The organism is Empedobacter sp. GD03861, from assembly GCF_029840885.1.
Lineage (GTDB): Bacteria > Bacteroidota > Bacteroidia > Flavobacteriales > Weeksellaceae > Empedobacter > Empedobacter falsenii_B.
This window is the reverse complement of record NZ_JAOCDJ010000022.1, coordinates 1-21,186: the sequence shown is the minus strand read 5'-3', so window position 1 is coordinate 21,186 and position 21,186 is coordinate 1. Positions and strand designations below refer to the sequence as shown.

Sequence of the window (21,186 nt, the reverse complement as noted above, 5' to 3'; positions counted from 1 at the left end):
CCTATAAACTAAAAATACAATGAAAAAAATATTGGCAATTGCACTTGTGGCAATGTTGGGATTTTCTACACAATCTTTTGCTCAAAATAAAGTGTTGAATCGTACGATTACAGCTGAAAATGGGAAGAAAATGTTGACAGGAGAATTCACTAGAAAAGCGTTGGAAGAAGATGATTTTAAGGATTGGTACCACCACGAATATGAAACGTACGAAGTTGAAAAAAGTAAATTGAAAGGTTTAAAAGATTTACGCAATTATCGCTTGGAAGTTTTTGTAGGAACTTGGTGTCCAGATTCTCGTCGTGAATTGCCACGTTTGTATAAAATTTTAGATGATATTAAATTTCCTCAAAATCGTTTGAAAGTGATTGGTGTAAACCGTCAAAAGAAAAGCTTCAACGGAGAAGAAATCAATAAAAATGTGACGCACGTTCCGACAATTATCGTATATAATAATAAAAAAGAAGAAGTTGGTAGAATTGTAGAATCTCCAGTTTCTGGCTATTTAGAAGAAGATTTGGCACAGATTGTGAATGGTACGCCATTGACTCCAAATTATGCAAATGAATAATTTAAAGAAAATAATTCTAGTCGTTGTAGCCTTCATTTTTGGTGTGATGATAACGTATTTCATCATGGATAAATTCAAATCTGAAAGTTATACCGAACAATCTCATGTGATTGCGTATCAAATCGAACGAATGAATAAAATGATTGTTGCAGAACAAACCTATTCAGATTTATACAATCACACGTCAAAGAAATCGTTGCCAGGTTTAACTGATATTTTTTCTGCGGATAAAAAGGTGACACTTTTGGTGAAAGCCAAAGCGCAAGCAACGTATGATTTGAAAAAAATGGATATTGAATTGGATTCGGTGAATAAAAAAATTATCATCAAATCTATTCCTCCAGTTGAAATCCAAGTGTATCCAGATGTTAGTTTTTATGACATGGATCAAAGTGTTTTCAATAAATTTAGTAAAGATGATTTGAACGGAATTAAGAAACGTGCTGTGGAGCATGTAGAAAAAACCGTTGATCAAACCAAACTAAAACAAGAAGCACATCAACAATTAATTCAAAATCTTGGCGATTTGTATTTCCTTGCCAAAACCTACGGTTGGAAGATAGAGGATAAAACGAGTTACGCCAACGAATTGAATAAATTATACGATTAATAAATAATTAAAAACCTGTTCCGATAGAATAGGTTTTTTTTCGCTGAATAAAGAAATGAAGTGTTTCTTTCTTTAGAATTAAAATTGAAAATAGTATTTTCGCTTAATATTAAAAATAAAAATGAATTGGCGTAGATTTTTACTTCCATTTTCTGGTTTATATTGGATAGGAACTTCGGTTCGAAATCTGTTTTACAATATAGGAATGATGCGTTCCTCATCATTCAATATTCCAATTATTAATGTTGGAAACCTTTCTGTTGGCGGAACGGGAAAGTCACCTCATATCATGTATTTAATTGATTTGTTGAAAGACGAAAAATTAATTGCAACATTGAGTAGAGGATATGGACGAAAAACAAAGGGTTTTTTGATTGCAAATTATTCTTCAAAAGTGTATGATATAGGAGACGAACCAATGCAGTTTTTTCAACGTTTCAAGAATAGAATATTGATTGCTGTTTGCGAAGACAGAGCTTTTGGTGCACAAAAATTAATTGACCATTATAATGCAGAAGCAATTTTGTTGGATGATGCTTATCAACATCGTGGAATTAAAGCTGGTTTCAATATTTTGTTGACAGATTTTAATAATCCATATTATAAAGATTTTTTATTGCCAGCAGGTGATTTGAGAGAGAGTAGAAGTGGAGTTCGTCGTGCAGATATTATAATTGTAACGAAATGTCCAGACAGAATTTCGGAAGAAAAACACAAAGAAATTTCGAAAAAGATTAACTTAAAATCTCATCAGCAATTATTTTTTTCGAAAATTGTTTATGATAACAAATTGATTGGGAAATTGGATAATGTTGAGAAATCGACTTGGAAAAATCTGAATGTTATTTTAGTTACAGGAATTGCTAAAACAGATGGTTTGGTAAAATTTGCGGAAGAAAACTTTGCAAATGTCTTGCATTTAGAATATCCAGATCATCATAATTTTAGTCAATCAGAAATTGAGTATATTTACAAACGATACGAAGATACGGAAGGTAGAAAGCGTTTTGATAAAATTATCATGACAACGGAGAAAGATTATATGCGTTTGATGGAAGAATCCATGATAAAAGACGATTTATACTACATTCCGATTAGTATCGATATTAACGATAAAGAAAAATTTAATCAAACTATTTTAGAGTATGTTGGACAGAATTAATGAGGCTGTAAAGTACATCAATAATTTATTGCCAGATCAACCAGAATTTGTAATTGTGTTAGGGTCTGGATTAGGAAAATTAGAAGACGAAGTAGAAAATAAAGTTGTTATTAGCTACAAAGATATACCAAACTTTCCTCAAGTAACAGTAGAAGGGCATAAAGGTCATTTAGTATACGGAACTATTTTAGGTAAAAAAGTTTTGATGATGGCTGGTCGTTTTCATTATTACGAAGGATATTCGATGGAAGAAGTAACGTTCCCAATGCGTGTTTTCAATGGATTAGGAATTAAGAAAGTTGTTTTATCGAATGCTTCTGGAGGTGTTAATCCAAATTTCCAAGTTGGAGATATTTTATTGGTAAAAGATCATATTAATATGATGCCAGAACATCCTTTACGCGGAAAAAATATTGACGAATTAGGACCTCGTTTTGTGGATATGTCTAAAGCATATGACAGAGAAATGTTGAATGAAGCGGCAGAATTTGCAAAAGCAAATGATATCCTGGTTCATCAAGGAGTTTATGTAGGATTACAAGGACCAACTTTCGAAACGCCATCTGAATACGGATTGGTTCGTTTTATTGGAGGAGATTGTGTTGGTATGAGTACAGTTCCTGAAGTTATTGTTGCTCGTCACATGGATATGCGCGTTTTCTGTTTATCTATTATTACAGATTTAGGTGGACCAGAAATTTCATTCGATGTTTCGCACGAAGATGTATTAAATGCAGCGAATACAGCAATGCCAAATGTAATTCGCGTGGTAAAAAGCGTAATCGAAAATTGTTAAAAAAATAATTTTTAGTTCATAAAATAAAAGCAGCGTCTGATATATTCTATCGGACGCTGTTTGTTTTTAGTAAAATAAAATTTATTATATTGGATTTTATTTATTGTAATTTTAAATAAAAAATGATTAAAGAAATAATTTTACAATATATTGAGCAACTCAATGAACTTGAATCAACAAATTTTAAAATTGTTATAAATAAAGATTGGGAAAACATTGATGATGATATTGAAATTATATATTGTGGTGATAATCCTGGTAAAACAGAAAAAGCAGAAAATAGATATTTTGTAGGCAAAGCAGGAAGCGAACTTGACTTTTTTATAAAAGTAAATAATAGAAGACTTAATGTTACTAAATCTATTTTTTTTAATAAAACACCTTGTTATTCAATTAAAACAAAAGATATTACCAAAGCTAAGGATTTAAATCAAGTCGTTCATAAAAGTATTGAGTTGACAATAGATTGTTTAGCGAAAATTTTTGAATATAAACAAATTCCAATATTTATTTTTGGTGCTGATGAAAGTAGTTATATTGTAAAATCATTTAAAGATATAATCAATAAATCTGAATATTCAAAACTTAAAGCTAATTTGATGATTTTAAATCACCCAAGTTATAATTCTTTGTTTGCTGCGTTTGGAAAAGTGATAATTTCTAAATTTGAACAAGATCAAGAAATTCATATAAATTATAATGAACTGATAGAAAAGTCAAAGAAAAATTGGTAATAAACCTGATTTCAATTGTTTATTCTAAGTATGTTTTTTTATAAAAAAAATCGGTGAATTCGAAAGAATAATAAGGTCAAATAACAAGACGAATTCACCGACAAGCTTTGAAGCGTTCGATTGATTAGATCTCAACTTCTCGTTCAGAATTTGCGCAATTGCTATGAACGATATAATCGATTAGTTTTCCATTTTCAAAACATAACATCAAATCCTCTTCATAAATTGATGTATGTGTCAATTGATTAAATTGTAATAATTTTCCTTGAGGAATTTTAATAATTCCAGAATACCAGCTCGCAAAAACTTCTTCTCTTCTCGGAAACAAATAATTCAATTCAACTTCATCCAAACCATCCAAATATCCTCTGAAATTAATCAAAAACAATTCGTCATTTCTCAATTCCCATTTCCCATAATATCCTCTCCAGCATGTTGGCGAAGGTGGAGTAAAATAAGGTGGATGATTTAATTCTCTAAAATAATGATGTAATGGTTGTTCGGCTATAATATATTGTTGGTTGTCGATTAATAAAATTTCTCCTATTTGCGCGATCATTTTTTTATGGTTTATTCAAATGTAAAATAGCCATTCGAATAAATGAAAAATCAACAGTGCTAATTTATCAAAATAATAAAAATTGACCGACTAAAATAAAATGGTTAAAAATTATCTTGTCTTTAAATGATAAATTCGTAATTATTATTTATTTAAGAATTATTCTTTCTCCTTGTTGAGGAAAAATATAATTGATATTATATGGATTATCTTTTAACAATTCGTCTTTAATTTTTTGCTCATAATCATCTTTTGGTTTGATATGAGTAACGATGATTGTAAAACCTTTCAACTTACTTTTTCCAACTTCTTTCGCTAATTCACCTAATTCTTCGTTCATCAATTTTGGTGTTAAATGACCAAATAATAATTTTTCAGGTTGAGAATTAGGAAAAGAAACTTCTAACATCATTGTTTTCAGTTTACCTGATTTAATTTTAGGCGCAATTGCTTTCCAAATAGTTGTTAAATTTTTAGTTCCTTCGATACGATCTGCTCCTGTATCACCAAAATATAAGACTGCACTTGAACCATTTTCTACTAATATTGCCGAACTTTTCAAAGGATTTACATGACTCAATTCGTAAATTGTTCCTGTAAAATTAGTTCCTTCTATTGTGAAAGGTGTTCCTATTTCTGCATATTTGTAGTAATATTTATTCAAAATTGGCGATTCGCCTTCATTGGCAAAATTTGCCCAAGCATCATTAGTAAAATATTTATTTTTTAAAACTGAAATTGTTTCAGAAATACCATAAATAGGCTTGTTTGCATCTTCTGGAGAATTAATAATCATGCCTGAAAGATGATCCAAATGTCCATGAGAAATAAAATATCCTTTGATATAATTTTTCAGAACTTTACTATTTTGTTCTTCAAAAGTACCTTTCTCTATTGCTTTATTGATTCCAGAAAGAATTGTCCCTGCATCCAACGCCAAATAGCTATTTGTCGTTTCTTCACCAATCAAATAAGAAGAAAGATTACTCTCGTTGCTACCACCATAAACTCCAAGTGGAACAACCTGAATATTTTGTGCTGAGGCAATCATCGAAATTCCAAATCCAATACTTAATAGATATTTTTTCATAAAAAGAATTTTAACAAAAATACAACCGAAAGTATTATTAAACTAAAATATCCTCATAGTTTGTAAAAACTTTAGTATTTTCACACTTCTATAAAATTAACGCATAAAATTAGTTAGAATGAAATCGAAATTATCTACTAAAATATTGAAAAATTATGCGACTCAACTGATGACAAAAAAAGCAATGTATGCTGCGGCAATCGCTTTATTGGCAACAAATGTTGATGCGCAAAAGAAACCATTAGATTTGACTGTTTTTGATGAATGGCAATCAATTGGAATGAAAGAATTATCGAATAATGGTTCGTGGGTTGCTTATCAAGTCAATGCACAAGAAAGTGATAATACATTGAACTTTTTTGGTTTGAAAACGGATAAAAATCTAAGTTTTCATCGTGGTGAACAAAGTGTTTTTACAGCAGATTCTAAATTTGCCGTTTTTAAAATTCGACCTTTTTATAAAGATTTGAAATTGGTTCGAATTAAGAAAAAGAAAGAACATGAAATTGCAAAAGATTCAATCGGAATATTAAATCTAGCAACAAATCAAGTTGAGAAATTACCAAATATAAAATCATTCAAAACACCGAAAAAAGGAGGTTCTCTTTTAGCTTATTTATTAGAAAAAGAAGAAACGAAGAATGATAAAAAAGACAAGTCAGATTCTACAAAAACGAAGGATAAAGTTGCAAAATCAGCTGGAAAAGATAAGAAAGATACGCCGTTAGAATTGGTGTTGAGAAATTTGATTTCAGGTCAGAGAAAATCATTCAAAAATGTGATGAATTATGAGTTTAGCGAGAATGGTAAGCAATTAATTTTTTCGACTAAACAAGAGAAAAAAGATAGTTTAGATAAAACTAAATATGGTGTTTTCTTAGTGAATACAGCAACGTTTGTTCAAAAACAATTGGTAGATACAATTGGTGATTTTAAACAATTTGCGTTTGATGAATTAGCAAATAAAGTCGCTTTTGTTGGAACTTCTGACGAAGAGAAAAAGGAAAATAAAACATATTATTTATATTATTCTACAACAAATAATCCGCAACAAATCAGGATATCTGAATTGTTAGGATTGAAAAAAGATTGGCAAGTTTCAGAAAATCGTCAACCAAAATTTAGCAAAGATGGAAATTCTTTGTTCATTGGTTTGATGCCGAAATTAGCAGAAAAAGACACAACTTTGATTGCTGATGATCATGCAAAAGTGGATGTTTGGAGTTACAAAGACGATTTTATTCAACCACAACAATTAAAGAATCTTGAGCGAGAGAAAAAACGTTCGTACCTATCTGTGATTGATTTATCGAATCCTGTAAAAGTGACACAATTAGCGGATTTGGATATGAATCAAGTCGAGATTTTGAACGAAGGAAATTCAAATTTTGCTTTAGGAACTTCTGATAATGCCTATCGATTAAGCTCTAATTGGGATGTAACAGGTCGTAAAGATTATTATATCATTAATACGAAAACGGGACAACGCGAGTTATTTGCAAAAGCTTTGGCTGGAAAAGTGGAAATGTCGCCGAATGGCAAATTTGCTGTTTTTTATAATGCCGAAAATGGATTATGGTCGAGCTATAATATCGAAACAAAGGAAACAAAAGTTCTGAATAAAAAGCTAAAAGTGAAATTCTATGACGAAGAAAATGATTCGCCAACTTTAGCGCAAGAATATGGTGTTGCTTATTTTACGGATAATGACGAAACGGTTTTAATCAAAGATCGTTATGATATTTGGGAGTTTGATTTGGCTGGAAATCGTCGTCCAGAAAATATGACAAATGGTTTCGGTCGTAAACATAATATTACGTTTGATATCAATCAATTAAATGATGATATAAAAACACTTAATCGTGATAATTTAGTTTATTTAGGTGCTTTTAATAATCAGAATAAACAATCTGGAGTTTATCAAACAATTATTTCGAAAGCAAAAAATCCTGAAGAAGTTGTGATGTCGAATACTTGGGGAGCACAAAAAATGACAAAAGCGTTGAATGCGAACGAATTTATTTATACAAAAGAATCGTTCCGAAATTCGCCTGATGTATATGTTTCAACAAATTTTAAAGATGAGAAAAAGATATCTGCAATCAATCCGCAACAAAAAGATTATTTGTGGGGGAATGGTGAATTGGTAACGTGGAAAACGTACTCGGGTAAAGATGCAACTGGAGTTGTGTACAAACCAGAGAATTTTGATCCAAATAAAAAATATCCAATGATTGTTTACTTCTACGAAAAACTTTCGGATAATTTGAATCGTTATCAAGCGCCTGCGCCAACACCTTCTCGTATCAATCATACATATTTTGTAAGTAACGATTACATTGTATTTACTCCGGATATTTCGTACACGATTGGTCATCCTGGGAAATCTGCTGAAGATTATATCAATTCTGGAGTAGAAGCATTGAAGAAAAATACGTGGGTAAATGGAAGTAAAATCGCTATACAAGGGCAAAGTTGGGGAGGATATCAAGTAGCACATTTGATTACTGCAACCAATATGTATGCTGCGGCTTGGACGGGTGCGCCTGTTGTGAATATGACTTCTGCTTATGGTGGAATTCGTTGGGGAACGGGTATGAGTCGTCAATTTCAGTACGAGCAAACACAAAGTAGAATAGGTAAAACGTTGTGGGAAGCGCCAGAATTATATATCGAAAATTCGCCTTTGTTCAATATGCCAAAAGTTACGACGCCAGTTGTAATCATGCATAACGACGAAGATGGTGCTGTTCCTTGGTACCAAGGAATTGAGATGTTTATGGCATTGCGTCGTTTAGGAAAACCAGTTTGGATGTTAAATTATAACGGAGATGATCATAACTTGATAAAACGTGCGAATAAAAATGATATTCAACAACGACAAGTTCAATTTTTTGATCATTATCTGAAAGATAAACCTGCTCCGAAATGGATGACAGAAGGTGTTCCTGCAATTAATAAAGGTATTGATTGGGGCTTTGATCTAGAGAAATAATTATAGTAAATATTTAAAAGCGACCAATTTGGTCGCTTTTTTTGTCAAAAGAATTTCTTACAACACAATTATATTGTTAAATTTACATTTCATGTATAATTAACTTATTGAAAAAGTTTAATTTAAAGGTTTAATTGCACTGAATATGAATACAAATAATCGACAAATTGTTTATATCCATGGACTAAATAGTTCGGCAAATTCAACTAAATTCAAAATTATTCTAAAAAATTATCCTTCAGCTATTTGTATTGAATGGAAAACGGAGGAGAATATTGCAACTATTTTATTTGAAGCTTACGAACATTTAAAAGGTTTGGTAAATGATTTGACAATTATTGGAAGTTCTACTGGAGGAAATTTTGGTTGGCAATTGCAACAAAAATTAAAGGGAAATGGAAAATCGAGTGAATTGATTTTATTAAATCCTTTGGTTGATGTGTCGATGAAAGTCGAAAATAATTTTCCAGAAAATCTTTCGCAATATTTAGTCGATATGAATCGTTTCGAAAATACAACGGTTTTTCTTTCTGTACATGACGAAGTTTTGGATTTTGAAAAACTAAAAACTTTCTTTGAAATTCAACAAAATATCTTTCCACAACAAATCGAAATCATAGAAATTGATGACAATCATCGAATACGTAACTTCGAGTCATTGTTAACGTTAATTTAATTTACGCTTTACAATTATTTAATTTTATTAACTGCATTTTTGCACACGAATCAAGAAACAAATAAACATGAGGCAAGTTTTAACATTAATACTTATTGTATTTTCAATCAGTTCGTATGCGCAAGTAAAAGATTCTACAGAATCTAAAAAGAAAACTGTACAGGATTTTAAGAATATGATGTCGCCCTATTATAGCTATGGTAACGGATTGGGAATTACTTCTCCAGATAGTCTTTATCAGGTCAACATTAGATTTCGCATGCAAAATCGCATTAGTTATAATCATAATGATGGAGAAGAAGATAATATTGATGGTCAAATTCGTCGTTTAAGATTGCGTTTTGATGGATATATCGGAGATCCAAAATTTGGTTATTCGATGCAATTATCTTTTGCAGCAGGTGATGTAGGAAAAGCAGAAGAGGGTAAGAATACAAATATTATTCGTGATGCGATGATTTTCTATTACCCAAATAAACATTGGAGTTTAGGATTTGGTCAAACAAAACTTCCAGGAAATAGACAACGTGTTAATTCTTCTGGAGCATTACAATTAACGGATCGATCTATCAATAATGCAGATTTTAATATCGATCGCGATTTTGGATTTCAAGTCTTATACAATAAAAGAAATCAAGAAAAATTCTCTTATATTTTGAGAGGAGCTATTTCTACTGGTGAAGGGCGAAATTGGACAAGTTTTAAGGATACTGGTTTAGCTTATACAGGAAAAGTTGAGTTGTTTCCACTTGGAGAATTTACAAAAGGTGGAAGTAATTATGAAGGTGATTTAGTTCACGAACAAACACCAAAATTGATGATTTCGGGAGCTTATAGTTACAATGATAGAGCACATAGAACAGCAGGAATGTTAGGAGATGATATTGTAGGTGGAGGAACAGCTAATATAAAATCATTGTTTTTGGATGCGATGTTAAAATATCGTGGATGGAATTTGATGTATTCTTATATGAATCGTAATTCTGATAATGTGTTATTTTATAACCCTACAGATATTTCTGATTTTAATTATATCTATAATGGAGAAGGAATGGATTTTCAAGGTTCATACACATTCCCGAAACACTGGGAGGTGATAGGACGTTATTCAACTCAAACAGTAGATAAAGAAATTTTTGAGTTTACACCGAATACAAATCAATACACATTAGGTTTGACAAAATATATTTGGGAACATGCTTTCAAATTACAAGCAGAATTTACGTATGAACAACAAAAATTCTATAATTTAGAAAAGAAAAACAACTGGTACGCGCGTTTTCAGATAGAAATTGGGATTTAAGATATCTTATTGTAAATTAAATATTTTAGAATAAAATAAAGGTTTGATATTTGATAATATTTAATAAATTTGCAGTCAAATATCAACCTATGCAATCCAATAAAAAAAGAAAAAGTTTAAACCGAAATGTAGAGTTCGGAACTAAAAAAGTGCAATTTAAAGATGTAATTATTGTCGCAATATTAATCTTCGTAATTGTTTTAGCAATTTTGAAATTTATAAATTAATTATAAAACAAAAAACCACTTCAATTGAAGTGGTTTTTTGTTTTATTTCTTTTTGATGGAAACTAATTTTGAATCTTCTTTGCAAATTTCTAATACAAAATCATAATCCTTTGTATTGTCTTTGCTTTTATAGTTTGCCAAATATTCTCTACAAGGAACTTGATCTTTTTTCGAGTGATCAAAATCAACTTTACTTCTTTTGAATAATTCTTTTTTCAAGAATGTCGAATCTAAATTTTCTGCTTTTAAAAATGCTTGAGCTTCTGGTGAAATAGCTAATCTTTTTGAAAAAGCTTCATCCAAAACTCTTGCATTTGGAAAGTAATTACATGAGAAAGCACGAGGTCCAAACGCCATAGCGACGAAAACTAACCCAATTCCAACTCCCATCAAATACTTCATAAATCTTTGTGTAAACGTCATATGATCAATAAATTAATGTCGTGAAATGGTAAATCAAACCAATCACATAAGTTCTTTTTTACAATTCTTCCTTTGTACAAATATACGCCATTTCTTATAGTTTTATCCGATTGTACTACATTCGAAAAACCAGATTCTTCAGAAATTTGGAATAAATACGACAAGAAATAATTGCTCAACGCTTTGGTAGAGGTGCGTGCGACGCGAGAAGTGATGTTAGAAACTGCATAATGAATTATATCATTCTTAATAATGATCGGATGATCGTGAGTTGTTAATTCAGATGTTTCGAAACATCCACCTTGATCAATGCTCACATCAATAATTACAGCGCCAGCTTTCATATTTTGTACCATCATCTCAGTTACAACGCAAGGTGTACGCGTTTCTCCGCGAAGTGCACCGATTGCTAAATCACAACGTCGCAAAGCTTTTCCTAATTCTTTTGGATCTAATGTAGAAGTAGAAACTCGTTGTCCGATATTTTGCTGTAATCGTCTTAATCTTGTTAATGAATTATCAAAAACACGAACCGAAGCACCTAAACCTAAAGCTGTTCTTGTCGCATTTTCTGCAACCGTTCCAGCTCCAAGAATCACAACTTCTGTTGGTCGAACACCTGTTACGCCGCCCATCAAAACTCCGTTTCCTCCGTTTGTAGAAGACATCAATTCACTTGCGACCAAAATTGCTGTTGTTCCAGCAATTTCACTTAACAATCGAACAACTGGTAAATGATTTTGTTCATCACGAATAAATTCAAATCCAACCGCATTCACACGTTTTGTAATTAATTTCTGAAAATATTCGCGTCTTAAAGTATTTGTAGGGACAGATGAAATAATCAAAGCATTTGGTTTTACCCAGTCAATTTCATCTAAAGTAAGTGGACCAACTTTTAGAATAATAGGTTTCTCGAAAACAGCTTGCGTATTGTAAGAAATTTGCGCACCAGCTTCCGAATATTCTTTATCTGAATAATTTGCACCTTCTCCTGCTCCAGTTTCTATCGTAACTTGATGTCCATTATTGACTAAAATTTCGACTGCATCAGGAGAAAGACAAATTCTTTTTTCTTGATTATTTGTTTCTTTTGGAATTCCAATATCAAAGCGTTCTTTCTTATGAGGAATCTCTAAACGCTCGGGTTGAGGAATAAGATCTTCCTGAGAAAAAGGCGTGAAAATATTTTTTCCGTCCATATACTATTAACTAAAATTTAAATGACGAACGCCATCTACATTTTTCAATGTAATTGTGTGGTGCTCATCTGGTATAAAGTTAGCAATTTTATTTGGCCATTCCATTAAACAATATTGATTAGAATATAAATATTCTTCAATCCCAAAATCTAAGGCTTCATCTTCATGATTTAGACGATAAAAATCGAAATGATAAACTTTTCCTTTATCTGTTTCATATTCATTTACAATCGAAAAAGTCGGGCTCGAAACTTCATCATTTGTTCCCAAAGCTTTTACAAACTCTTTGATAAAAGTTGTTTTTCCAGCTCCCATTTCTCCTTCGAAAGTGATTAATTTATGCTGAAGTTGATCGATTATTTTTTGAGCAACTTCAGGTAATTCGTCTAAATTATTGATGATAAATTCCATTTAATTTTTTGGTGTTAAAACAACCATTGGGATAATTATTTCCTCCAACGAAATTCCACCATGTTGGTAAGTGTTTTTGTAATAATTAACGAAATGATTGTAATTTTTTGGATACGTTAAAAATAAATTTTCTTTTGCAAAGATATACTTTGACGTAACATTAACCTTAGGTAAAAGGAATTTTTCTGGTTGCTCAACCGCCAAAACATCTTTCGGATCATATTGCAATTGTTTCCCCAGTTTATAACGCAAATTTGTACTTGCTTCTTTGTCGCCAATCACTTTTGTAGGTTCCTTTACGTAAATTGTTCCGTGATCGGTTGTTACAATAATTTTCATTTTTTCTTGCGCCGCTTTTTTCACAATTTCCATTAAATATGAATTCTCAAACCAATGTTTTGTGATCGAACGATACGTTTTATCATCACGAATAATTTCACCAACAATTTTGTTGTCCGTTTTCGCATGCGAAAGAATATCGATAAAGTTGTAGACAATTACATTCAAATTATTCTTTTTGTAATTATTAAAATCATCTGCAATTTTTTTCTCGAAATCAGAATTTAAAATTTTAAAATAATTATACGATAAATCGCCAAAACCAAGACGTTTTAATTGTTCTCCTAACAATTCTTTTTCGTACATATTTTTATTTCCTTCATCGGTATCATTCAACCAATATTCAGGATATTTTTTCTCAATTTCCAAAGGCATTAAACCCGAAAAGAACGCATTTCTAGCATATTGCGTTGCCGAAGGTAAAATACTATAATATAAATTTTCGGCTTCTGAATTATAATAACGATTGAAAATTGGCTCAATAACTTTCCATTGATCGTAGCGTAAATTATCCACCATAATCAATAAAACATTTTTATCTTTACCAAGATGAGGACGAACCAATTGATTGAAAATTGTATGCGATAAAACGGGACGATCTTCGTCGTCGTGTAACCAATCTTCGTAATTACGTTCTATAAATTTGAAGAAAGCTGCATTTGCTTCACTTTTTTGATTTTCGATGATTTGAGAAAGTGCTGTATCTTCGATATTTTCAAGTTCAAGTTCCCAAAAAACTAATTTTTTATAGATTTCTTGCCAATCCTCAAAATCGCGTGCATTCATCATATCCATTGTGATATTTCTGAATTCCTGTTGATAATTGATCACTGTTTTTTCAGAAATAATTTTCGATGCGTCCAAAATCTTTTTCAAACTCAATAAAATCTGATTTGGATTAACTGGTTTAATTAAGTAATCTGCTATATGTGAACCAATTGCATCTTCCATGATATGTTCTTCCTCACTTTTTGTGACCATAATAACAGGAAGATTTGGACGTAATTCTTTAATTTTTGGTAAAGCTTCCAATCCGCTCAAACCTGGCATATTTTCGTCGATTAAAACCGCTGCAAAGCTCTCTTTTTCTATTTCTTCTAATGCATCAGTCGCATTATTTATCATTGTTGTATCGTATCCTTTCTTCTCTAAAAAAAGTTGGTGTGGTTTCAATAAATCGATTTCATCATCAATCCATAAAATTTTTATAGCCATTTGTTATATTTTTATTTTTTATATTGATTTGTACTTTTAGAATTATTCCAAATATAGCGATAACGGAAATGTTAAAATCAAAATTGTATGTTAAACAAAATTGTAGTTTTCCCAAAATTTGCGATGATTATTTAGCATAAATAATTCCAAAAATGATTTTTATCTAAAATATTTTATAAAAACCATTCTTAATCAAAAAAATAACGTTCAGAATGAGTAAAAATTCTTATCTTTGCCGACAAAACAGTACGTTTGAATCCATTAAACAATAATAAGTTGAAGATAGTAAATGATCCAGTTCATGGATTTATTACGATTCCAAACGAGCTTATTTATCAGATTATTCAACATCCATATTTTCAGCGACTTCGTAGAATTACGCAAACTGGATTAACAGAAATGGTTTATCCAGGAGCGAGACATTCTCGTTTTCATCACGCTTTAGGTTGTATGCATTTGATGCAAAAAGCCTTAAATATTCTCAAAAGAAAAAACGTCGACATTACTCCAGAAGAAGAAAATGGAGCTTTAATCGCGATTTTATTGCATGATTTGGGACACGGACCTTTTTCTCATTCTCTTGAACATTCTATAATTAATGGTTCGCATCACGAAGAAGTTTCGCTTCGTTTGATGGAAGAATTGAATCAAATTTTTGATAATCGATTAGCTCTAGCTATTCAAATTTTTAAAGGAAATTATCCGAAAAAGTTCTTGTCACAATTAGTTTCGAGTCAGTTGGATTGCGATCGCATGGATTATTTGAAGCGCGATAGTTTTTACACAGGAGTGGTAGAAGGAAATATCAATCCGGAACGAATTATCTCAATGATGAATGTCTCGAATGATGAGTTGGTGATAGAAGCAAAGGGAATTTCGTCGGTCGAGAAATTTTTGATGGCGCGTATGTTTATGTACATGCAAGTGTATATGCACAAGAAATCGTTTACAGCAGAGAATTTTTTGATTAGCGTTTTGAGAAGAGCGAAAGAATTGACAAAAGCGGGAGAAAATCTTTTTGCAACGTTTGCTTTTAAATACTTTTTAGAAGAAAATGAAGTTGGAAGTTTATCAAAAGAAGGTTTAGAAATTTTTACGCGTTTGGACGATTCGGATGTTTTATCAGCGATTAAAGAATGGCAGTTTCATGATGATTTGATTTTAAGTAAATTATCAAAAAATATCATTCAGCGTACATTACCAAAATCATATTTGATGGATACAAAATTATCCGAAGAAGAAATTTTGGTCGAAAAAAATAGAGTAGAAAAAGCTTTAGGAATTGATGATGCAAGTTATTTTGTGGAACAAACAACGATAAAAATTGTTCCGTACGAAAAATCAAAAAGTCCGATAAAGGTTTTATATAAAAATGGTGAGGTAAAAGAAATTTCGAGTTCAGAAAAAAGTTTGTTAACGCAATTTTTGCAACAAGAAATTACAAAATATCATTATCATAGCGTTTAAATAGTGATTTGAAGAATTTGACAAAAAAGTTAAATAACTTAAATAATCATTTTATAAATTTAAGAATAATTATTAGTTTTGCAGACTATGAAATTTAAAGCTGCAGAGATTGCGCAATTATTGCAAGGAACCGTAAAAGGTGATGCAAATGTAGAGGTTTCCACATTATCGAAGATAGAGGAAGGAAAAGAAGGTTCGATTTCGTTTTTGGCTAATCCGAAATACGAGCATTTTATCTATACAACAAACGCTTCTATTGTGATTGTGAGTAAGGATTTTGTGGCAACAGATTCTATTTCGTCTACATTGATTGTGGTTGAAGATGCATATCAAGCCTTTACAAAGCTGTTGCAGTATTACAATACGATAAAAAATAATAAAGTTGGAATAGAAGAATATACGAAAGTAAATTCTACTGCGCAACTAGGAGATAATGTATATGTTGGAAGTTTTTCTTATATTGGAGCTAATGTTTCGATTGGGAATAATGTAAAAATATATCCAAATGTAACGATTGGCGATCATGCTAAGATTGGTGATAATACCGTTTTACATTCAGGCGTACAAGTGTATGAAGAGTGTGAAATTGGTCAAAATTGTATCATTCATTCTAATGTTGTGATTGGTGCTGATGGTTTCGGTTTTGCGCCAAATCCAGATGGTTCTTTCGAAAAAATTCCTCAAATAGGAAATGTTTTGATTGAAGATAATGTCGAAATTGGAGCAGGATCAACAATAGATAGAGCAACAATGGGATCTACAATTATTCGTAAAGGAGTAAAATTAGATAACCAAATTCAAATTGCTCACAACGTTCAAATTGGAGAGAATACTGTTATTGCTTCGCAAAGTGGAGTAGCAGGATCTACAAAAATTGGACGTAATTGTATGATTGGAGGTCAAGTTGGTATCGCAGGTCATTTGACAATCGGAGATTTTGTACAAGTACAAGCTCAGAGTGGTATTAATGGTGATGTAGAAAGTAAAACGCAATTGTATGGTTCGCCAGCAATCGAAGCGTCAAGCTTTAGAAAATCGTATGTACATTTTAGAAAGTTTCCAGAAATTGTGAAACGAATCGATAAATTAGAAAAAGAGAACAAACAAAAGTAAAAGTTAATGTCTGATAAACAAAAAACTTTAGCGAATGAAGCCGTTCTAAAAGGTGTTGGCTTACATACAGGTAAATTTGTTACCTTAACATTTAGACCAGCCGAACCAGATACAGGATTTGTATTTGTTAGAACAGATTTAGAAGGTCAACCTCAAGTAGAAGCTGATGCACAGTATGTTGTGAGTACAGCCAGAGGAACAACTTTAGAGAAGAAAGGAGTTAAAGTACATACAACAGAGCACGTTTTGGCAGCTTTGGTAGGTATGGATATTGATAATTGTTACATTGAAATTGACAATGCGGAACCACCAATTATGGACGGTTCTTCTCGTTTTTTCGTTGAAGCAATAGAATCTGCTGGAATTGTAGAGCAAGATAAAGACAGAGAATATTATAGAATTAAAGAAATTGTAACGTACGTAGATCCAGAAACAGGATCAGAAATCACGGCGATTCCTGCAGATGAATACCAAGTTACAGCAATGGTAGATTTCGGAACGAAAGTTTTGGGAACTCAAAATGCAACTTTAACATCTATCAAAAACTTCAAACAAGATATCTCTCAAGCAAGAACATTTTGTTTCTTACATGAGTTAGAGCAATTGTTGGAAGCTGGTTTAGTAAAAGGTGGAGATTTAGACAATGCAATTGTTTATGTTGACAAAGAAATTACGCCAGAAACAAAAGAAAAATTATGTAAAGCGTTCAATAGAGATGATGTTTCTATTCGTCCGAATGGAATCTTGGATCACTTGACTTTACACTATCCAAATGAAGCTGCACGTCACAAATTATTAGATGTTGTGGGAGATTTGGCTTTAGTAGGTAAAAAATTGAAGGCTAAAATTATTGCAACAAAGCCTGGACATCATACCAATACAAATTTTGCAAAGAAATTAAGCAAACAAATTAAATTAGCGCAACGCAATAAAGTGCCAGAATTTGATTTGACAGCAGAACCAGTTTATGATATTAATGATATCATGAAGTTATTACCACATCGTCCACCATTCTTATTGATTGACAAGGTAATTTCTAAAAGTGCAACAGGTTTAATCGGCGTGAAAAATGTAACGATGAACGAGCCTTTCTTTGTTGGACATTTTCCTAAAGAACCTGTTATGCCAGGTGTATTGCAAATTGAAGCAATGGCACAATTAGGAGGGTTATTGATTTTAGGAGAATTAGAAAATCCTCAAGATTATTCAACTTATTTCATGAAAATTGAAAGTGCTAAATTTAAACGTAAAATTATTCCAGGTGATACATTGGTGTTTAAATTAGAGTTGGTTGAACCAATTAGAAGAGGAATTGTTCATATGCAAGGAATTGGATATGTAAACAATCAAATTGCTGTGGAAGCAGAAATGATGGCAGTTATTACAAAAGAATAATTAAAGAAATGGAAGTTATGAATCATCCGATGGCATATGTTCATCCAACTGCAATAATAGGTGAAAATGTTACAATCAGCCCTTTCTCTTCTGTTTACGAAGATGTAGAAATTGGTGATGGAACATGGATTGGTCCTAATGTAACAATTATGTCAGGAGCACGTATTGGAAAAAATTGTAAAATTTATCCAGGTACGGTAATTTCTGGTGAGCCTCAAGATTTGAAGTACGAAGGTGAAAAAACTTTAACATATATTGGTGACAATACAACAATTCGTGAATGCGTTACTGTAAACAAAGGAACTAATGCATTAGGTTATACTAAAATTGGTGACAATTGTTTGATTATGGCAACTGCACATATCGCGCACGATTGTGTTGTAGGAAATAATGTCGTAATCGTAAATGCGGTTGGTTTAGCAGGACATATAGAAGTTGGAGATTTCGCTTTTATTGGAGGAATGAGTGCTGTACATCAATTTACAAAAATTGGAGAACATGCTTTTGTAGCTGGTGCGACACAAATTCGTAAAGATGTTCCTCCGTATGTTAAAGCTGCAAAAAATCCTGTTGCTTATGCGGGAGTTAATGCAATTGGATTGAGAAGAAAAGGTTTTACATCAGAAGAAATCTTCGAAATTCAAGGTATTTACAGAATTTTATATCAACAAAAAAATAACGTATCTCAGGCTGTAGAACAAATCTTAGAAAAATTCCCAGATTCACATTATCGTGAAGTGATCCTTGATTTTATCGATACAAGTGATCGTGGAATTATGAAAGGATATAGCTCGGGAGTTTAATAAAATAACAATAGAATAAATGGCAACAACTTCTGATATCAGAAAAGGTTTATGTATTATTTTTAATAATGATACGTATAAAATTATCGAATTTTTACACGTAAAACCAGGTAAAGGACCTGCTTTCGTTCGTACAAAATTAAAATCATTAACTAACGGAAAAGTATTAGACAATACATTCTCTGCTGGTCATAAAATTGAAGAAGTTCGTGTAGAAACACGTAACTACCAATATTTATATGAAGATGATAATGGTTTCCACTTCATGAATAATGATGATTTCTCTCAAGTTTATTTAAACAAAGATTTGATTGATAATTCACAATTTATGAAAGCTGGTGACGAAGTAAAAATCTTGTTCCGTGCTTCTGATGAAACAGCTTTAGCAGCTGAGTTACCAACTACAGTTGTAATGGAAATTACATACACAGAGCCAGGTCTTAAAGGTGATACAGCTACAAATGCTACAAAACCTGCAACGACAGAAACTGGTGCTGAAATCCGTGTTCCTTTATTCATCAACGAAGGTGATAAAGTAAAAATCAACACAGAAGATGGTTCTTATGTAGAACGTATTAAAGAATAATTATTCTGAAATATAGATAAAAAAAGCGACCTTTTGGTCGCTTTTTTTATTACAATTTTATTGTAACTTTTTCGCTAGAGCATGTCGTTTCTTTATCTATTTTCTTGACAAAAATTGGGTAGAACCTAAGAATTCATTTTTGATTGTGATAGATGATGAATCACTCCCTTTATAAACCGTTTTATTCTCTTTTGGATCGAAATTATAGATTCTATTTCCATCTTCATCCAACCATTCGAATTTATATTTCTTATCGTCAGTATTTTTTAAAGAAAGGATAATTGTTCCGTCTTTTTTATTTTGTTTGATACTAACTTTTTCAGAAAGATTAATTTTTTCTAAAACAGTAATTTGGATCGCTTTTCGTTCAGATTTTTTGTTATTCCAATTACTTTCTATGTAAAAAGTCTTATTCTCAGTAATAGTTGGACTAATAATATTATTTCCTTTTGCAAATGGTTGTATAGAATTTGGCTCATCATACCAAAAATATTCAATCTCAGCTTCTGGATTTTTTACCGTTAAAGCCTGATGTCCATTGTAACAACTTTCTTGATTTTCGCCCCATGTCAAAATTGGTGGAGTTAAATTCACATTATTAGGTTTTGAAATTTCCCATTGCGTTGTGTACATATGATTCGCATGATTTTCTTTTCTTACTAATTGCGTTGTATCCGTCACTTCAGCTCTTAAAATATTTTTTTCTAAGTTGAACTGACCTTTATTTAAATGAATAGAATCTAAATTTTCTGCAATCAATTTATTATTCAAAATCCATTTTATTTTCAACGTATTTGGAACTGTTTTTACTAAATTAAGTGTAAAAGCATTCATGTTTTCTGTGTTAACAGGAGTATCAATAGTGGGTTTTGTAGAAATAATTGGATTTGTTTTTTGATGAATTACTTCAATAAATTCTTCTTGACAAACATTACAAAAAGGCGCGATTAAATATTGCATTTTACAGAATTCGTGCGGACGAAACCATTGTGCTCTTGCATCTTTTTCGCCATATGCATAAATTCCAATTCCATTTGTCCCAATCCAATTTTTCCAAGGAACATCTTGTATATTCTGTGTTTTATTTGGACCAGGAACCGTATACAACGGACCAGACCAATATTCGTCTGATAATTTTGCAAACGAATGTCCAATTTCGTGAACAGCAATATCATTACTTTTAAAATTAACTGTTGTCGTCGCAAATTCTCCTCCAGAACCACCATAAAAAGGAGAATTAACAAGAATTACAACTTGACTATAATTGGGAATATTATCTTTCAGAACTTGTAATACCTTTTCATTTTTCGTTGGAACAACTAAACGATGAATTCCAGAAATATCAAAACTACTTCCGAAAATTGTATTTGGATTAGTTTTCGGAACTTCATATTTCTTTACAAATTTATTATAACGTTCAGGTAACTGATCCCAATCTACTTTTTCTGTGGGACATTCTTTGGTAGAATATGGGTGAATTGCACCAGATTCCTCAGAAATACTATTTAT

The 21,186-nt window shown here is 31.5% G+C and carries 20 protein-coding genes; 13 read left to right on the top strand and 7 right to left on the bottom strand.

Features of this window, described 5'->3' with window-relative positions; translation table 11 throughout:
- Window positions 1-19 precede the first annotated feature (19 nt).
- From N5D03_RS10445 to N5D03_RS10425, 5 genes are all read left to right on the top strand, one after another.
- The gene (locus N5D03_RS10445) at window positions 20-571 is read left to right on the top strand and encodes a thioredoxin family protein (RefSeq protein ID WP_280051598.1); all 552 of its coding nucleotides are present in this window, start codon (window positions 20-22) and stop codon (window positions 569-571) included.
- Window positions 564-1,181, top strand: a complete 618-nt coding sequence (locus N5D03_RS10440; RefSeq protein WP_052217853.1) for a DUF4230 domain-containing protein — start codon at window positions 564-566, stop codon at window positions 1,179-1,181. The genes N5D03_RS10445 and N5D03_RS10440 overlap by 8 nt, the downstream gene beginning before the upstream one ends.
- Window positions 1,182-1,302: 121 nt before the next feature.
- The gene (gene lpxK, locus N5D03_RS10435; RefSeq protein WP_280049543.1) at window positions 1,303-2,343 is read left to right on the top strand and encodes a tetraacyldisaccharide 4'-kinase; all 1,041 of its coding nucleotides are present in this window, start codon (window positions 1,303-1,305) and stop codon (window positions 2,341-2,343) included.
- Window positions 2,327-3,139 (top strand): purine-nucleoside phosphorylase, encoded by an 813-nt coding sequence (locus tag N5D03_RS10430; RefSeq protein WP_115001055.1) that lies wholly within the window; start codon window positions 2,327-2,329, stop codon window positions 3,137-3,139. The genes lpxK and N5D03_RS10430 overlap by 17 nt, the downstream gene beginning before the upstream one ends.
- Window positions 3,140-3,261: 122 nt before the next feature.
- The gene (locus tag N5D03_RS10425) at window positions 3,262-3,873 is read left to right on the top strand and encodes a uracil-DNA glycosylase family protein (protein WP_038336094.1); all 612 of its coding nucleotides are present in this window, start codon (window positions 3,262-3,264) and stop codon (window positions 3,871-3,873) included.
- A gap of 124 nt (window positions 3,874-3,997) precedes the next feature.
- Here N5D03_RS10425 and N5D03_RS10420 read toward each other — a convergent pair whose 3' ends face one another.
- Together N5D03_RS10420 and N5D03_RS10415 are read right to left on the bottom strand one after the other, a co-directional pair.
- The gene (locus N5D03_RS10420; protein WP_280051596.1) at window positions 3,998-4,432 is read right to left on the bottom strand and encodes a hypothetical protein; all 435 of its coding nucleotides are present in this window, start codon (window positions 4,430-4,432) and stop codon (window positions 3,998-4,000) included.
- A 148-nt stretch (window positions 4,433-4,580) separates the two neighbouring features.
- Window positions 4,581-5,522 carry a 3',5'-cyclic-nucleotide phosphodiesterase gene (locus N5D03_RS10415; RefSeq protein ID WP_280051594.1) on the bottom strand — a complete coding sequence of 314 codons (942 nt, stop codon included), beginning with the start codon at window positions 5,520-5,522 and terminating at the stop codon, window positions 4,581-4,583.
- Window positions 5,523-5,640: 118 nt separating this feature from the next.
- On the opposite strand from N5D03_RS10415, the gene N5D03_RS10410 reads away from it, so the two are divergent.
- From N5D03_RS10410 to N5D03_RS10400, 3 genes are all read left to right on the top strand, one after another.
- The gene (locus tag N5D03_RS10410; RefSeq protein WP_280051592.1) at window positions 5,641-8,517 is read left to right on the top strand and encodes a prolyl oligopeptidase family serine peptidase; all 2,877 of its coding nucleotides are present in this window, start codon (window positions 5,641-5,643) and stop codon (window positions 8,515-8,517) included.
- Window positions 8,518-8,662: 145 nt separating this feature from the next.
- Window positions 8,663-9,193: a YqiA/YcfP family alpha/beta fold hydrolase gene (locus tag N5D03_RS10405; protein WP_115001049.1), complete on the top strand. Its 531-nt coding sequence runs from the start codon at window positions 8,663-8,665 to the stop codon at window positions 9,191-9,193.
- A gap of 67 nt (window positions 9,194-9,260) precedes the next feature.
- Window positions 9,261-10,496: a porin gene (locus N5D03_RS10400; RefSeq protein WP_280049546.1), complete on the top strand. Its 1,236-nt coding sequence runs from the start codon at window positions 9,261-9,263 to the stop codon at window positions 10,494-10,496.
- 269 nt (window positions 10,497-10,765) lie between these two features.
- On the opposite strand, the gene N5D03_RS10395 is transcribed toward N5D03_RS10400, so the two are convergent.
- Genes N5D03_RS10395 through N5D03_RS10380 form a run of 4 tightly spaced genes read right to left on the bottom strand, consistent with a single transcriptional unit; the run spans window position 10,766 to window position 14,313 of the window.
- Window positions 10,766-11,125 carry a hypothetical protein gene (locus N5D03_RS10395; protein WP_147280013.1) on the bottom strand — a complete coding sequence of 120 codons (360 nt, stop codon included), beginning with the start codon at window positions 11,123-11,125 and terminating at the stop codon, window positions 10,766-10,768.
- Window positions 11,126-11,142: 17 nt separating this feature from the next.
- Complete coding sequence (locus N5D03_RS10390; protein ID WP_280051589.1) at window positions 11,143-12,348, bottom strand: alanine dehydrogenase; 1,206 nt, start codon at window positions 12,346-12,348, stop codon at window positions 11,143-11,145.
- A 6-nt stretch (window positions 12,349-12,354) separates the two neighbouring features.
- Window positions 12,355-12,759 carry a tRNA (adenosine(37)-N6)-threonylcarbamoyltransferase complex ATPase subunit type 1 TsaE gene (gene tsaE, locus N5D03_RS10385; protein ID WP_219035101.1) on the bottom strand — a complete coding sequence of 135 codons (405 nt, stop codon included), beginning with the start codon at window positions 12,757-12,759 and terminating at the stop codon, window positions 12,355-12,357.
- Complete coding sequence (locus N5D03_RS10380) at window positions 12,760-14,313, bottom strand: bifunctional response regulator/alkaline phosphatase family protein (RefSeq protein WP_219035100.1); 1,554 nt, start codon at window positions 14,311-14,313, stop codon at window positions 12,760-12,762.
- 276 nt (window positions 14,314-14,589) lie between these two features.
- On the opposite strand from N5D03_RS10380, the gene N5D03_RS10375 reads away from it, so the two are divergent.
- The 5 genes from N5D03_RS10375 to efp all read left to right on the top strand — a co-directional run bounded on the left by N5D03_RS10375 (window position 14,590) and on the right by efp (window position 19,677).
- Window positions 14,590-15,780, top strand: a complete 1,191-nt coding sequence (locus tag N5D03_RS10375; RefSeq protein WP_260392032.1) for an HD domain-containing protein — start codon at window positions 14,590-14,592, stop codon at window positions 15,778-15,780.
- 87 nt (window positions 15,781-15,867) lie between these two features.
- On the top strand, window positions 15,868-16,893 hold the full coding sequence (gene lpxD, locus N5D03_RS10370) for a UDP-3-O-(3-hydroxymyristoyl)glucosamine N-acyltransferase (RefSeq protein ID WP_280051585.1): 1,026 nt from the start codon (window positions 15,868-15,870) through the stop codon (window positions 16,891-16,893).
- A 6-nt stretch (window positions 16,894-16,899) separates the two neighbouring features.
- Window positions 16,900-18,288 carry a bifunctional UDP-3-O-[3-hydroxymyristoyl] N-acetylglucosamine deacetylase/3-hydroxyacyl-ACP dehydratase gene (locus N5D03_RS10365; protein WP_038336111.1) on the top strand — a complete coding sequence of 463 codons (1,389 nt, stop codon included), beginning with the start codon at window positions 16,900-16,902 and terminating at the stop codon, window positions 18,286-18,288.
- Window positions 18,289-18,305: 17 nt separating this feature from the next.
- Complete coding sequence (lpxA, locus tag N5D03_RS10360) at window positions 18,306-19,091, top strand: acyl-ACP--UDP-N-acetylglucosamine O-acyltransferase (protein ID WP_280051614.1); 786 nt, start codon at window positions 18,306-18,308, stop codon at window positions 19,089-19,091.
- A 19-nt stretch (window positions 19,092-19,110) separates the two neighbouring features.
- Window positions 19,111-19,677 carry an elongation factor P gene (gene efp / locus N5D03_RS10355; protein WP_038336113.1) on the top strand — a complete coding sequence of 189 codons (567 nt, stop codon included), beginning with the start codon at window positions 19,111-19,113 and terminating at the stop codon, window positions 19,675-19,677.
- Between the two features lie 96 nt (window positions 19,678-19,773).
- On the opposite strand, the gene N5D03_RS10350 is transcribed toward efp, so the two are convergent.
- A partial coding sequence (locus tag N5D03_RS10350; RefSeq protein WP_280051582.1) for a M64 family metallopeptidase occupies window positions 19,774-21,186 on the bottom strand: 1,413 nt, incomplete at its 5' end.

What these genes read in the sequence shown, in the direction of transcription:
- N5D03_RS10445 (WP_280051598.1), top strand. Translation starts at nt 20, where the DNA reads ATGAAAAAAATATTGGCAATTGCACTTGTGGCAATGTTGGGATTTTCT.
- N5D03_RS10440 (WP_052217853.1), top strand. Translation starts at nt 564, where the DNA reads ATGAATAATTTAAAGAAAATAATTCTAGTCGTTGTAGCCTTCATTTTT.
- lpxK (WP_280049543.1), top strand. Translation starts at nt 1,303, where the DNA reads ATGAATTGGCGTAGATTTTTACTTCCATTTTCTGGTTTATATTGGATA.
- N5D03_RS10430 (WP_115001055.1), top strand. Translation starts at nt 2,327, where the DNA reads ATGTTGGACAGAATTAATGAGGCTGTAAAGTACATCAATAATTTATTG.
- N5D03_RS10425 (WP_038336094.1), top strand. Translation starts at nt 3,262, where the DNA reads ATGATTAAAGAAATAATTTTACAATATATTGAGCAACTCAATGAACTT.
- N5D03_RS10420 (WP_280051596.1), bottom strand. Translation starts at nt 4,432, where the DNA reads ATGATCGCGCAAATAGGAGAAATTTTATTAATCGACAACCAACAATAT.
- N5D03_RS10415 (WP_280051594.1), bottom strand. Translation starts at nt 5,522, where the DNA reads ATGAAAAAATATCTATTAAGTATTGGATTTGGAATTTCGATGATTGCC.
- N5D03_RS10410 (WP_280051592.1), top strand. Translation starts at nt 5,641, where the DNA reads ATGAAATCGAAATTATCTACTAAAATATTGAAAAATTATGCGACTCAA.
- N5D03_RS10405 (WP_115001049.1), top strand. Translation starts at nt 8,663, where the DNA reads ATGAATACAAATAATCGACAAATTGTTTATATCCATGGACTAAATAGT.
- N5D03_RS10400 (WP_280049546.1), top strand. Translation starts at nt 9,261, where the DNA reads ATGAGGCAAGTTTTAACATTAATACTTATTGTATTTTCAATCAGTTCG.
- N5D03_RS10395 (WP_147280013.1), bottom strand. Translation starts at nt 11,125, where the DNA reads ATGAAGTATTTGATGGGAGTTGGAATTGGGTTAGTTTTCGTCGCTATG.
- N5D03_RS10390 (WP_280051589.1), bottom strand. Translation starts at nt 12,348, where the DNA reads ATGGACGGAAAAAATATTTTCACGCCTTTTTCTCAGGAAGATCTTATT.
- tsaE (WP_219035101.1), bottom strand. Translation starts at nt 12,759, where the DNA reads ATGGAATTTATCATCAATAATTTAGACGAATTACCTGAAGTTGCTCAA.
- N5D03_RS10380 (WP_219035100.1), bottom strand. Translation starts at nt 14,313, where the DNA reads ATGGCTATAAAAATTTTATGGATTGATGATGAAATCGATTTATTGAAA.
- lpxD (WP_280051585.1), top strand. Translation starts at nt 15,868, where the DNA reads ATGAAATTTAAAGCTGCAGAGATTGCGCAATTATTGCAAGGAACCGTA.
- N5D03_RS10365 (WP_038336111.1), top strand. Translation starts at nt 16,900, where the DNA reads ATGTCTGATAAACAAAAAACTTTAGCGAATGAAGCCGTTCTAAAAGGT.
- lpxA (WP_280051614.1), top strand. Translation starts at nt 18,306, where the DNA reads ATGAATCATCCGATGGCATATGTTCATCCAACTGCAATAATAGGTGAA.
- efp (WP_038336113.1), top strand. Translation starts at nt 19,111, where the DNA reads ATGGCAACAACTTCTGATATCAGAAAAGGTTTATGTATTATTTTTAAT.